The sequence below is a fragment of the Curvibacter cyanobacteriorum genome (assembly GCF_028649475.1).
GTDB classification, from domain to species: Bacteria; Pseudomonadota; Gammaproteobacteria; order Burkholderiales; family Burkholderiaceae_C; genus Curvibacter; species Curvibacter cyanobacteriorum.
Map to the genome: position 1 here is coordinate 110,193 of NZ_JAQSIP010000011.1, position 13,122 is coordinate 123,314.

The following is a 13,122-nucleotide window of genomic DNA, read 5'->3' on the forward strand; positions in this document are numbered from 1 at the left end:
CTCCTGTGGGGTTTACCAAACGTGCACATCATACATTCATGGATGTATGTATACTTCACTTTCGTTTTTTTCCTGGTCAATACAAAGTGTGCGTTGACACCGTCTGCGTGCCTTCAGCAACCCCACCCATTCTGGAAAACCGACATGACTGACACCCTTTCTGCGGCCCAGGCCGTTCCGTTGCGCCAGCCCTCGCCGGCGCGCCTGACCCTCCTGGCCGCTGCCGCCGCACTGAGCGCGGTGCTGGCCGGCTGCGGTCCCACCAATGCCCAGGGCGGCCCCGGCGCAGGCGCGGGCGGCCCGCCCCCCACCGAAGTGGGCGTGGTCACGGTGACCCCAGGCGACGTGGGCCTGGTGACCGAGTTGCCCGGCCGCCTGGAAGCCTCGCGCGTGGCCCAAGTACGCGCCCGTGCCACCGGCATCCTGCAGGAGCGCCTGTTCCGCGAAGGCAGCGATGTGAAGGCCGGACAGCCTTTGTTCCAGATCGATGCCGCGCCGTACAAGGCCAGTTTTGACAGTGCCCAGGCCGCCGTGGCCAAGGCCGAAGCCAACCTGATGCAGACCTCGGCCCAGCTGGCCCGCTACAAGCCGCTGATCGAAGCCAACGCCATCAGCAAGCAAGACTACGTGAACGCCGAAGCAGCCCAGAAGCAAGCCGAGGCCGATGTGGCGTCGGCCAAAGCAGCGCTGCAAACCGCCAAGATCAACCTGGGCTACACCACGGTGACGTCGCCGATCGCGGGTCGCATTGGCCGCGAGTTGGTGACCGTGGGCGCCCTGGTGGGCCAGAGCGAAGCCACCCAGCTGGCCGTGGTGCAGCAAATCGACCCGCTGTATGTGAACTTCACGCAGTCGGCCGCCGAGGTGATGAAGCTGCGCCAGGCCTTGGCCAACGGCCAGTTCAAGCGCGCCAATGGCGCGGAGGCGGCCAGCGTGCGGCTGGTGCAAGACGATGGCACGGAGTACCCGCGCGCGGGCAAGTTGCTGTTCTCCGACCTGACGGTGGACAGCGGCACGGGCCAGATCACCCTGCGTGCCGAAGTGCCCAACCCCGGCGGCCAGTTGCTGCCGGGCCTGTATGTGCGGGTGCGCCTGGAGCAAGCCCAGGCCAGCAACGCCATCACGCTGCCGCAGCAAGCGGTGACGCGCAGCGGCCAGGGTGACGTGGTGATGGTGGTCAGCCCCGAAGGCAAGGTCAGCCCGCGCCCCGTCAAGGTGGCCACGGGCAAGGGCAACCAATGGGTGGTGCTGGACGGCCTGAAGGCCGGCGAGCAGGTGATGGTCGACGGCTTCCAGAAGCTGCGCGGCGACGCCCCCGTGAAGGCCGTGCCTTGGCAAGCCCCGGGCACCAAGGCCCCGGCCGCTGCCCCCGCTGCGGCCGCGCCGGCCGCCAAGTCCTGAGGAGCCTGACACATGGCGAAGTTCTTCATTGACAGGCCCATTTTTGCCTGGGTGATCGCACTGTTCATCCTGGTGCTGGGCGGGGTGTCCATCACCCAACTCCCGATCTCGCAGTACCCGCCGGTGGCGCCGCCCTCGGTGGTCATCAACACCAGCTACCCGGGCGCTTCGGCCCAGACGCTGGAAGACAGCGTGATCAGTGTGATCGAACGTGAAATGAACGGCTCCCCGGGGCTGATCTACATGGAATCGGTCAGCCAAGCCGACGGCACCGGCTCCATCACCCTGAGCTTTGAACCGGGCACCAACCCCGACCTGGCCCAGGTGGATGTGCAGAACCGGCTGTCGCGCGCCACCCCACGCCTGCCCAGTGCGGTGACGCAACAGGGCGTGCGCGTGGACAAGTCGCGCAGCAACTTCCTGCTGTTCATCATGCTGTCCTCGGACAACGGGGCCTACGACCCGATCGCGCTGGGCGACTACGCCTCGCGCAACGTGATCCCTGAAATCCAGCGCCTGCCCGGCATTGGCCAGGCCCAGCTGTTCGGCACCGAGCGCGCCATGCGCGTGTGGATCGACCCGGCCAAGCTGACGGGCTACAACCTGTCGCCGGCCGATGTGAACGCGGCCATCAAGGCGCAAAACGCCCAGGTGTCGTCGGGGGCCATCGGTGACCTGCCCAACATCGCGGGCCAGGGCATTGCCGCCACCGTGGTGGTGAAGGGCCAGTTGGCCAGCGTCGAGCAGTTTGGTCGCATCGTGCTGCGCGCCAACGTCGACGGCTCCACCGTGCGACTCAAGGACGTGGCCCGCATCGAGCTGGGCGCGCAAACCTATGGCACCTCCGCGCGCCTGAACGGCAAGCCCGCCACCGGCATCGGCGTCCAGCTGACGCCCACCGGCAACGCGCTGGCCGCCGCCAATGCGGTGAAGGCCAAGATGAACCAGCTGCAAGGCTTCTTCCCCGAAGGCATGTCGTACTCGATCCCCTACGACAGCTCGGGCTTCGTGAAGATCTCCCTGAGCCAGGTGGCCGAGACCCTGGTCGAAGCCGTGGTGCTGGTGTTCCTGGTGATGTTCCTGTTCCTGCAGAACTGGCGCTACACCGTGATCCCGACCATCGTGGTGCCGGTGGCCCTGCTGGGCACCTTTGCCACGCTGCTGGCCCTGGGCTTCTCGATCAACGTGCTGACCATGTTCGGCATGGTGCTGGTGATCGGCATCGTGGTGGACGACGCCATCGTGGTGGTGGAGAACGTCGAGCGCATCATGAGCGAGGAAGGCCTGCCGCCACTGGAGGCCACCCGCAAGGCGATGGGACAGATCTCGGGCGCCATCATCGGCGTGACCGTGGTGCTGATCTCGGTGTTCGTGCCGCTGGCTTTCTTCAGTGGCTCGGTGGGCAACATCTACCGCCAGTTCTCGGCGGTGATGGTGTCGTCGATCGCGTTCTCGGCCTTCCTGGCCCTGTCGCTGACGCCGGCGCTGTGCGCCTCGCTGCTCAAGCCCGTCGACCCCTCGCACCATGAGAAGAAGGGTTTCTTCGGCTGGTTCAACCGCAGCTTCAACCGCGGCGCCAAGCGCTATGAAGGCTGGGTGGCCCGGATGCTCAAGCGCGCGGGCCGCTACATGGTGATCTATGTCGCCATCGTGGCCGCTGCCGGGGTGATCTACACCCGCCTGCCGACCTCGTTCCTGCCCAACGAAGACCAGGGCACGATGCTGGTGAACGTGCAGCTGCCGCCAGGCGCCACCATCGAGCGCACCCGCGACGTGATGGAAAAGGTCGAAGCCTTTGTGCTGAACCAGCCCGAGGTCAAGAGCATGGTCGGGGTGCTGGGCTTCAGCTTCTCGGGCCAAGGCCAGAACGCGGCCCTGGGCTTTGTGACCCTCAAGCCCTGGGACGAACGCCATGGCGAAGAACACTCGGCACAGGCCCTGGCCGGCCGCGCCTTCGGGGCACTGATGGGCATCCGCGATGCCTTCATCTTCCCGCTGAGCCCGCCGCCCATCCCTGAACTGGGCAATGCCACCGGCTTCACCTTCCGGCTGCAAGACCGCGCCGGCAAGGGCCACGATGCGCTGATTGCCGCCCGCAACCAGTTGTTGGGCATGGCCTCGCAAAGCAAGGTGCTGACCCAGGTGCGTCCGGACGGCCTGGAGGATGCGCCGCAACTGCAGATCGACATCGACCGCGACAAGGCGCAAGCGCTGGGCGTGCCGTTCGACAGCATCAACACCGCCATCTCGACGGCGCTGGGCTCGACCTATGTGAACGACTTCCCGAACCAGGGTCGTCTGCAACGGGTGGTGGTGCAGGCCGATGCACCGTCGCGCATGCAGCCGGACGACATCCTCAAGCTGCGCGTGCCCAACAGCCAGGGCAACCTGGTGCCGATGTCGTCGTTTGCCAGCACCCGCTGGGCCAATGGCGCCATGCAGACGGTGCGCTACAACGGCTACCCCGCCGTGCGCATCAGCGGCGGGGCCGCCCCGGGCCGCAGCACCGGTGAAGCCATGGCCGAGATGGAGAAGCTGGCCGCGCAACTGCCCCCGGGCTTTGGCTACGAGTGGACCGGTCAATCGCGCGAAGAAAAGCTCGCCGGCTCGCAGGCCGTGATCCTGTACGGCTTTGCCGTGCTGGCCGTGTTCCTGTGCCTGGCCGCGCTGTACGAGAGCTGGTCGATCCCGCTGTCGGTGATCCTGGTCGTGCCCCTGGGCGTGCTCGGGGTGCTGCTGGCCACCTTGCTGCGGGCGTACTCGAACGACGTGTACTTCCAGGTGGGGCTGATCACCATCATCGGCTTGTCGGCGAAGAACGCGATTCTGATCATCGAGTTCGCCAAGGACCTGCAGGCGCAGGGGCGTGGCGTGATCGAGTCGGCCCTGGCCGCCGCGCACCTGCGCTTCCGCCCCATCGTCATGACCTCGCTGGCCTTCATGCTGGGCGTGGTGCCCCTGGCGATCGCCACGGGGGCGGGCTCGGCCAGCCAGCGGGCCATCGGCACCGGGGTGGTGGGCGGCATGATCACCGGCACGGTGCTGGCGGTGTTCTTTGTGCCCGTGTTTTTCGTGGTGGTGCGCACCCTGTTCAAGGGCAGCGAGCGCCAGCGCAAGATGTACGCCGAACACGCCAAGAACGCTGGCGTGGGTGAAGCGGCGAATGGAGGACATTCCCATGAGTAAGACCCGTCAAGCGCTGTCGCGCTCCACCCTGCGCAGTGCGCCCACGGCCCTGGCCTTGGCCCTGCTGCTGGGGGGCTGCAGCATGATCCCGACCTACGAGCGCCCGGCCAGCCCCACGGCGGCCAGCTACCCGCGGGTGGCGGGCAAGGACGCGGCCGATCCGGCGGGCCCGAGCGCCGCCGAACTGCCCTGGAACCGCTTTTACAGCGACGCGCACCTGCGCCAGCTGATCGAGCTGGCCCTGGCCAACAACCGGGACCTGCGGGTCTCGGTGCTGAACATCCAGCAGGCGCAAGCGGCGTTCCAGATCAAGCGGGCCGACCTGTTCCCGACCGTCAACCTGGCCGGCAACCTGAGCAGCAACCTGAACGGTGCCGGCAATGTGAGCAAGCTCTACAGCGCGGGCCTGTCGGTCAGCGCCTGGGAGCTGGACTTCTTCGGTCGCGTGGCCAGCCTCAAAGAACAGGCCCTGGCCCAGTACCTGGCCACCGACGAAGCCCGCAAGGCGGCCCAGATCAGTTTGGTGGCCAGCGTGGCCAACGGCTGGCTGACGCTGCAAGCCGACCAGGAACTGCTGAACCTGACGCGCCAGACGCTGGCCTCGCGCGAGGACTCGGTGCGCCTGACCCGGCTGCGCTTTGACAGCGGTGCGGCCTCCGAACTGGACCTGCGCCAGGCCGAGTCGCTGGCCGAAAGCGCCCGCGCCACCCAGGTGCAACTGCAACGCCAACGCGCCCAGGACGAAAACGCCCTGGTGCTGCTGCTGGGCCAGGCCTTACCGGCCGAGATCAGCAACAGCCTGGCGCAAAGCTCGCTGGGCCAGACGCGCCTGCCCGACGTGCCCGCGGGCCTGCCCTCGGACCTGCTGACCGCCCGCCCCGACATCCGTCAGGCCGAGCAGTCGCTGCTGGCGGCCAACGCCAACATCGGTGCCGCGCGCGCAGCGTTCTTCCCGCGCATCACGCTGACCGCCGGCTACGGTTCGGCCAGCGGCCAACTCTCGGGCCTGTTCAAGGACGGGTCCTGGGGCTTCACGCCGACGCCGCAGATCGTGCTGCCGCTGTTCGACGCCGGCCGCAACCAGGCCGGACTGGACACCGCCAAGGCCGGCCGCGATATCGCTGTGGCCCAGTACGAGAAGGCCATCCAGAGCGCCTTCCGCGAGGTGGCCGATGCGCTGGCCGGCCGCGACACACTGGGTGACCAGCTGAAGGCCCTGGAGGCCCAGGCCCTGGCCGACACCCGACGCCTGAAGCTGTCCGAACTGCGCTACCAGAGCGGCGTGGCCAGCTACCTCGATCTGCTCGATGCCCAGCGCACGCTGTTTGCCACCCAGCAGTCGCTGGTGCAGACGCGACTGGCCCAGCTGCAAAGCCAGGTCACGCTGTACAAGGTGCTGGGCGGGGGCTGGACAGCGCCCACCACCACCGCGGCGGCCACCCCCAACCGCTGACCTGCCGCGGGCCAGGTCAGCGCCCGCCAACTGCCTGCCGGAACGACTCAGACGACTGACGACGTCCGGGACGCCAACAGGCCGTGATGTGATGTGTTAGGCCGCCACGGCCTGTCCCTCTGGAGCCGCCCAACGGTCGGTCCAGGGGGCACTTCCACCAGCTTTGTTCAAGCCTCGGCGACGCCGAAACACAAAGGGACAAAGACCAGATCGGTGATTTCTTTTGTTGCGCTTTCGAACATGAACCCCGACGGATGATCCGGATGCACTCCATTGCCCCCCCGGATTTCGGAAGGAAAGCCATGCTCCGCGTACCGTCTCTTGTCGACCGCTCAGACCGTCGATCCCCTTGGTCCCGCGCATCCCTGGGCGCGGTCATCGCCCTCAGTGTCGGCGCCTTGATCGGCGGCTGCGACCGCCACGCCCCTCCCACCCAAACCGCGGCACCGCCCGCTGAAGTGGGGGTGGTCGTCGTGAAGACCTCAGCGGTTGGTTTGCAGACCGAACTGCCCGGTCGGGTGGAACCCTTTCGCAGCGCCAACATCGCGGCGCGCGTGGCGGGCGTGCTGCAAAAGCGCTTGTTCGTCGAAGGCTCGGAGGTGCGCGCCGGGCAGCTGCTCTACCAGATCGATCCAGAGCCCTTCAAGGCCGCCTATGACAGCGCCACCGCAGGCCTGCTGAAGTCCGAGGCCACGCTGGCCCAGGCGCAAGACGTGCTCAAGCGCTACACCCCGCTGGCGGTGGACGGCGCAGTCAGTCAACAAGCGCTGACCACGGCCCAGCTCAATGTGCAACAGGGCCTGGCCGACGTGGCCAGCGCCCGCGCCAACGTGCAGACGGCACGCCTGAACCTGGGCTACGCCAGCGTCAGTTCGCCGATTGCCGGGCGCGTCAGCCAGACCCAGGTCACCGAAGGGGCCCTGGTTGGCCAAGGCCAGGTGACCCCGCTGACCACGGTGCAACAGATCGACCCGGTCTACATCAACTTCACCCAATCGGCCGACGACGTGCTGCGCCTGCAGCGCAGCCTGGAACAGGGCCAACTCAAGCGCGTGCCCGGCAGCCAGGCGGCCAGCGTGCGCATCCTGCTGCCCGACGGGACGGCCTACCCGCTGCCCGGCAAGCTGTTCTTCTCGGGCGTGACCGTGGACACCAGTTCGGGGCAGATCACGCTGCGCGCCGAGGTGCCCAACCCGAACCGGGTGCTGCTGCCCGGACTGTATGCACGGGTGCGGCTGGAACAAGCCGAAGCCAGCGAAGCCATCTTGCTGCCCCAACAAGCGGTGACCCGCACCCAGTCGGGCAACACCGTCATGGTGGTGGCCGCCGACGGCCAGGTCAGCACGCGCGCCATCCAGGTCAGCGGCACGTCCGGTGGCCAATGGGTGGTGCTCGCGGGCCTGCAGCCGGGCGAGCAGGTGATGGTGGATGGCTTCCAGAAGCTGCGGGGCAAAGCCCCGGTGAAACCCGTGCCGTGGACCGGCGCCAAGGCCGCGGCAGCCCCCCCCAGCGCCACGCCGGCCGCCGCCCCCGCGACCGAGGCCAAGCCGGCCACCGCCCCGGCGGCCAAGTCCTGAGGAGCCGCAGTCCATGTCCAATTTTTTCATCAGCCGACCGATCTTCGCCTGGGTGATCGCCCTGTTCGTGATCGTGCTCGGCTGCGTCTCCATCACCCAGCTGCCCATCGCGCAGTACCCGCCCGTGGCGCCGCCCAGCGTGGTGCTCAGCATCACCTACCCCGGCGCCTCCGCCGAGACGCTGAAGAACAGCGTCATCACGGTGATCGAGCAACAAATGAACGGCGCCACCGGCATGCTCTACATGGAGTCCGTGGCGCAGGCTGACGGCACGGGCACCATCACCCTGAACTTTGATCCGAGCATCGACCCGGACATGGCCCAGGTGGACGTGCAGAACCGGCTCAGCGCAGCCACCCCCCGGCTGCCCGCCGCGGTCAACCAGCAGGGGGTGCTGGTGACCAAGGCGTCGAACAACTTCCTGTTGTTCCTGATGCTGTCCTCCGACGACCCCAACACCAACCCGATCGACATTGGCGACTACGTGGCACGCAATGTGATGCCCGAGATCCAGCGCATCGACGGCGTCGGTCAGGTCCAGCAGTTCGGCACCGAGCACGCGATGCGCATCTGGCTCAACCCCGGCAAGCTGGTGTCCTATGGGCTGTCGCCGGCCGATGTGAACTCGGCGATTTCGGCGCAGAACGCCCAGGTCGCGTCGGGTGTGATCGGCGACCTGCCCCAGGTGAGCACGCAGGAGATCTCCGCCACCGTGCTGGTGGACGGCCAACTGGCCTCCATCGAGGCCTTTGGCGACATCGTGCTGCGCGCCAACCCGGATGGCTCCAGCGTGCGCGTCAAAGACGTGGCGCGGCTGGAGATCGGTGGCGCCAGCTACGCCACGTCGGCCCGACTCAATGGCAAACCGGCCTCGGGCCTCGGCGTGCAACCCGCGAACAAGGGCAATGCCCTGGCCACGGCCACCGCCGTGCGCAAGAAGATGCACGAGCTGGAGCGCTACTTCCCCAAGGGGATGAAGTGGGCCATGCCTTACGACACGTCGGCCTTCGTCAAGATCTCCATCGGTGAAGTGACCGAGACCCTGTTCGAGTCGCTGCTGCTGGTGTTCGTGGTGATGTTCCTGTTCCTGCAGAACTGGCGCTACACCCTGATCCCGGCCATCGTGGTGCCCGTGGCCTTGCTCGGCGGCTTCATTGCGATGCTGCTGATGGGGCTGTCGATCAATGTGCTGTCGATGTTTGCGATGGTGCTGGTGATCGGCATCGTGGTGGACGATGCCATCGTGGTGGTGGAGGCCGTGGAGCGCCTCATGAGCGACGAGGGCTTGGCCCCCATCGATGCGGCGCGCAAGGCCATGGGCCAGATCTCCGGCGCCATCATCGGCATCACGGTGGTGCTGATCTCGGTGTTCGTGCCGCTGGCCTTTTTCAGTGGCTCGGTGGGCAACATCTACCGTCAGTTCTCGGTGGTGATGGTGTCGTCGATTGCCTGCTCGGCCTTCCTGGCGCTGACCCTGACCCCGGCGCTGTGCGGCTCGATGCTGAAGGCCATCCCGCCCGGCAGCGAACAGAAAAAGAAAGGCTTCTTTGGCTGGTTCAACCGCGGCTTTGACCGCACCGCGAGCGGCTATGAAAGCTGGGTTGCGCGCCTGCTCAAACGCGCGTTGCGCTACCTGGTGATCTACGCGGCCATCATCGCCGCGGCGCTGCTGATCTTCGAGCGCCTGCCCACCTCCTTCCTGCCCGACGAGGACCAGGGCAACATCATGGTCAACGTGCAACTGCCCCCCGGCGCCACCTCCAAACGCACGCTCGAGGTGGTGCAGGAGATGGAAACCTACCTGCTGCAGCAACCCGAGGTGGAGAGCATGGTCAGCGTGCTGGGTTACAGCTTCTCAGGCAACGGGCAGAACGCGGGTCTGGCGTTTGTGACGCTCAAGGACTGGACCCAGCGCGTGGGCCCCGAGCACTCGGCCCAGGCCCTGGTGGGGCGCGCCTACATGGCGCTGCTGAAGGTGCGTGACGCCTTCATCCTGCCGCTGAACCCGGCCCCGATTCCCGAGTTGGGCAACTCGTCAGGCTTCACCTTCCGACTGCAGGACCGTGGCGGCAAAGGCCACGCGGCCCTGAACGCGGCCCGCGACCAGTTGCTGGGGGCGGCGCTCAAGAGCCCGCTGCTGGCCCAGGTGCGGATGGACGGCCTCGACGACGCGCCCCAGTTGCAACTGGTGATCGACCGGCAGAAGGCCCAGGCCCAGGGGGTCGACTTCTCGGCCATCAACACCGCCTTGTCGACGCTGATGGGGTCGGACTACGTGAACGACTTCCCGAGCAACGCCCGCATGCAGCGCGTGCTGGTGCAAGCCGACGCGGCTTACCGCATGCAAGGCGAAGACCTGCTCACGTTCCAGGTGCAAAGCGCCAGCGGCAAGCTGGTGCCGCTGTCGACCTTTGCCACCACGCACTGGACCACCGGACCGATGCAGTCGGTGCGCTACAACGGCTACGACGCCGTGCGCATCAGCGGCAACTCCTCGCCGGGCCACAGCACCGGGGAGGCGATGGCCGAAATGGAGCGCCTGGCGGCCGAGCTGCCCAGTGGTTTTGGCTACGAATGGACGGGCCAATCGCTGCAAGAGAACTCGGCAGGTTCGCAGTCGATGGTGCTGTACGGCTTCGCGCTGCTGGCGGTGTTCCTGTGCCTGGCGGCGCTGTACGAAAGCTGGAGCATCCCGATCTCGGTGCTGATGGTGGTGCCGCTGGGCCTGCTGGGCACCGTGGTGGCCACCTTGCTGCGCGCCTACTCGAACGACGTGTACTTCCAGGTCGGCCTGATCACCATCATCGGCCTGTCGGCCAAGAACGCGATCATGATCGTGGAGTACGCCAAGGACACCCAGGACAGCGGCAAAGGCATCGTGGAGTCCGCGCTCGAGGCGGTGCGCCTGCGCTTCCGGCCCATCATCATGACCTCGCTGGCGTTCGCGCTGGGCGTGCTGCCGCTGGCCATCGCCAGCGGTGCCGGCTCGGCCAGCCAACGTGCCATCGGGACCGGCGTGCTCGGCGGCATCCTGATCGGCACCACGCTGGCGGTGTTCCTGGTGCCCGTCTTCTTTGTGGTGATCCGCACCCTGTTCAAGAACCGGTCGCCCCAGCCACCGGCCCTGCCCACCCCCACGGGAGCTACCCATGACTGAGCCCACCCTCCGTCGGCCCGCCAACCGACCGGCCAGGCCGGCCCTGCTGACCGCGCTGGCCCTGCCCGTCCTGCTGGCCGCGTGCAGCCTGATCCCCACCTACCACCGCCCCGCCGCGCCGCTGCCTGAGCAATGGCCAGGCCAGAGCAGCGCCACGCCGGGCGAGCGCAGCGCGGCCGAGGCTGCCCAACTGGCGCAGTGGACGGACTACTTCAGCGACCCCAGCCTGCAACACCTGATCCGCACGGCGCTGCAGAACAACCGCGATCTGCGGGTCACCGCGCTGAACATCGAACAGGCCCGGGCCCAGTTCCAGATCAGCCGGTCCAAGCAATGGCCTGCGCTGAACGCGGTGGGCGGCGGCTCGCATGTGCCCATGTCCTTCGGTGACGGCCGGGTGCTGCAGGTGTCGTCGTACACCGCCGGGCTGGCAGTGACCTCGTTCGAACTCGACTTCTTTGGCCGGGTGGCCAGCCTCAAGGAACAGGCCCTGGCCCAGTACCTGGGCACCGAGCAGGCGCACGAAAGTGCGCGGCTCAGCCTGATCGCCAACGTGGCCACCGGGTGGCTGACGGTGCTGATGGACGAAGCCCAGCTGCGCCTGAGCCGCGAAGGCCTGCGCAACCTGGAGGCCACGCAGCAGCTGATCCAACGCAGCGTCGAGCACGGCATCCAGACCCAGCAGGCCTTGCAGCAGGCGGTGGCCCAGACGCAGGCGGCTCGGGCCACCTTGGCCCAGAGCGAGCAACAGCGCCAGACCGACGAAAACGCCCTGCAGCTGCTGCTGGGGGGCTTCCAACCGGTTCCGCTTCAGCCCTGGCTGGAGGCCACGGCGCTGGGCACGCTGCAGTTCGCCGACCTGGCGCCCGGCTTGCCGTCGACCCTGTTGCAACGCCGCCCGGACATTGCCCAGGCCGAGCAATCGCTGATCGCGGCCAACGCCAACATCGGTGCTGCGCGGGCGGCGTTCTTCCCCACCATCAGCCTGACGGCGGGCGTGGGCAGCATGAGTTCTCAGCTGTCCGGGCTGCTGAAAACAGGCTCGCAGACCTACACCCTGTCGCCACAGCTGAACCTGCCCTTGTTCAACGCCGGGCAAACCCAGGCCAACCTGGACGCCGCCAAGGTGAGCCGCGAGATCGCCGTGGCGCAGTACGAGAAGGCCATCCAGACCGCGTTCCGCGAAGTGGCCGATGCGCTGGCCGGACGCAGCTCGGCGCTGGCGCAACTGGCCGCCTACCAGGCCCAGAGCCAGGCCACCCAGACCCAGCTGACACTGAGTACACAGGGCCTGGCCGCGGGGGTGAACAGCCGGCTGGACTGGCTCAGCGCCGAGCGCACCTGGCTGGACAGCCGTCAGCGCCTGTTGCAGGCGCGGCTCGGCCGGCTGCAAAATCAGGTCGCGCTGTACCAGGCCCTGGGCGGCAGTTGGCAGGCCAGCGGCGCGGCCGCCACGGCGGCAGCAAGCCCGGCCGAGCCCAGCGCGGGGCTCTGATCGCCCAGCCGAAGCAGCAACGCGCGGACGCCTGCCGCGGCAGGGGGGCCCCAGGCCGGCCCCTGCCGCGGGGCAGGATCGCACCGACGGCGGATTGACGCGCACGCAACACCTCTCGGGCAAGACCCTGACCGGGAATGGATTGCGCCTCGCTATAATCAAAAGTTGAGTTGGAAGCCCCTACCACAACATTGAGGACGCCATGAGCGACATCCACGAAGAAGCCCACACCGGCCCGATCAAGAACCCCAAGCAACTGCTGGTTGCGGTCTTTTTCTCGTTTGTGATCCCCGTGTTTGTCATCATCGGCCTGGTGGCCTATGTGACGTCGAGCAACAAGCCAGCGGCGGGAGCCGTGAACGTCGAAAAGGCCACGGCAGAACGCCTGCAAAAGGTCGGCTCGGTCGAGATTCGTGATGCCAACCGCCCGCTGAAGGCCGGTGAAGAAGTCTTCAAGGCCCAATGCGCAGCCTGCCACGCCACCGGCGCTGCCGGGGCACCGAAGGTGGGTGACGCAGGTGCCTGGGGCCCCCGCATCAAGACCGGCCTCGACGCCCTGCTGAACTCCGCCCTGAAGGGCAAGGGGGCCATGGGCGCCCAAGGCGGCGGCGACTTCTCCGACCTCGAAATCGCCCGTGCCGTGGTCTACATGGCCAACGGCAGCGGCGGCAGCCTGGTGGAACCCAAGGCCCCGGCCGCAGCGCCTGAAGCCAAGTAAGGCGGCGCCACCGGGCTGAGGCCCGTGGGCTGCGCTGCACGCCAGTGGGCACAGCGCCCCGCCCTCCCCGCTGCACCTTTAGCCATCATGCCGGTCCCTGACCGGCATGTTCGTTTGCGGCGCTTGCTCAGTGCA

General features: G+C 67.4%; 7 protein-coding genes. All 7 read left to right on the forward strand.

Features of this window, described 5'->3' with window-relative positions; translation table 11 throughout:
• The first annotated feature begins 144 nt into the window (after nucleotides 1-144).
• The 7 genes from PSQ40_RS19110 to PSQ40_RS19140 all read left to right on the forward strand — a co-directional run bounded on the left by PSQ40_RS19110 (nucleotide 145) and on the right by PSQ40_RS19140 (nucleotide 12,987).
• Nucleotides 145-1,401 (forward strand): efflux RND transporter periplasmic adaptor subunit, encoded by a 1,257-nt coding sequence (locus PSQ40_RS19110; protein WP_273953482.1) that lies wholly within the window; start codon nucleotides 145-147, stop codon nucleotides 1,399-1,401.
• A 12-nt stretch (nucleotides 1,402-1,413) separates the two neighbouring features.
• Nucleotides 1,414-4,587 carry an efflux RND transporter permease subunit gene (locus PSQ40_RS19115; protein WP_273953483.1) on the forward strand — a complete coding sequence of 1,058 codons (3,174 nt, stop codon included), beginning with the start codon at nucleotides 1,414-1,416 and terminating at the stop codon, nucleotides 4,585-4,587.
• A complete protein-coding gene (locus PSQ40_RS19120) occupies nucleotides 4,580-6,040 on the forward strand; it encodes an efflux transporter outer membrane subunit (protein ID WP_273953484.1) in 1,461 nt (486 codons plus the stop codon). The genes PSQ40_RS19115 and PSQ40_RS19120 overlap by 8 nt, the downstream gene beginning before the upstream one ends.
• 302 nt (nucleotides 6,041-6,342) lie before the next feature.
• Nucleotides 6,343-7,617, forward strand: coding sequence for an efflux RND transporter periplasmic adaptor subunit (locus PSQ40_RS19125; protein WP_273953485.1), 1,275 nt, complete (start codon nucleotides 6,343-6,345; stop codon nucleotides 7,615-7,617).
• Between the two features lie 13 nt (nucleotides 7,618-7,630).
• Nucleotides 7,631-10,774 (forward strand): efflux RND transporter permease subunit, encoded by a 3,144-nt coding sequence (locus PSQ40_RS19130; RefSeq protein WP_273953486.1) that lies wholly within the window; start codon nucleotides 7,631-7,633, stop codon nucleotides 10,772-10,774.
• The gene (locus tag PSQ40_RS19135; RefSeq protein ID WP_273953487.1) at nucleotides 10,767-12,269 is read left to right on the forward strand and encodes an efflux transporter outer membrane subunit; all 1,503 of its coding nucleotides are present in this window, start codon (nucleotides 10,767-10,769) and stop codon (nucleotides 12,267-12,269) included. Before PSQ40_RS19130 ends, PSQ40_RS19135 begins: the two co-directional genes overlap by 8 nt.
• 202 nt (nucleotides 12,270-12,471) lie before the next feature.
• Nucleotides 12,472-12,987 (forward strand): c-type cytochrome, encoded by a 516-nt coding sequence (locus tag PSQ40_RS19140; RefSeq protein WP_273953488.1) that lies wholly within the window; start codon nucleotides 12,472-12,474, stop codon nucleotides 12,985-12,987.
• Nucleotides 12,988-13,122 lie beyond the last annotated feature (135 nt).

Bases quoted from the DNA above. Each gene is read 5' to 3' on its own strand.
- PSQ40_RS19115 (WP_273953483.1), top strand. From the start codon at position 1,414: ATGGCGAAGTTCTTCATTGACAGGCCCATTTTTGCCTGGGTGATCGCA.
- PSQ40_RS19130 (WP_273953486.1), top strand. From the start codon at position 7,631: ATGTCCAATTTTTTCATCAGCCGACCGATCTTCGCCTGGGTGATCGCC.
- PSQ40_RS19110 (WP_273953482.1), top strand. From the start codon at position 145: ATGACTGACACCCTTTCTGCGGCCCAGGCCGTTCCGTTGCGCCAGCCC.
- PSQ40_RS19135 (WP_273953487.1), top strand. From the start codon at position 10,767: ATGACTGAGCCCACCCTCCGTCGGCCCGCCAACCGACCGGCCAGGCCG.
- PSQ40_RS19125 (WP_273953485.1), top strand. From the start codon at position 6,343: ATGCTCCGCGTACCGTCTCTTGTCGACCGCTCAGACCGTCGATCCCCT.
- PSQ40_RS19120 (WP_273953484.1), top strand. From the start codon at position 4,580: ATGAGTAAGACCCGTCAAGCGCTGTCGCGCTCCACCCTGCGCAGTGCG.
- PSQ40_RS19140 (WP_273953488.1), top strand. From the start codon at position 12,472: ATGAGCGACATCCACGAAGAAGCCCACACCGGCCCGATCAAGAACCCC.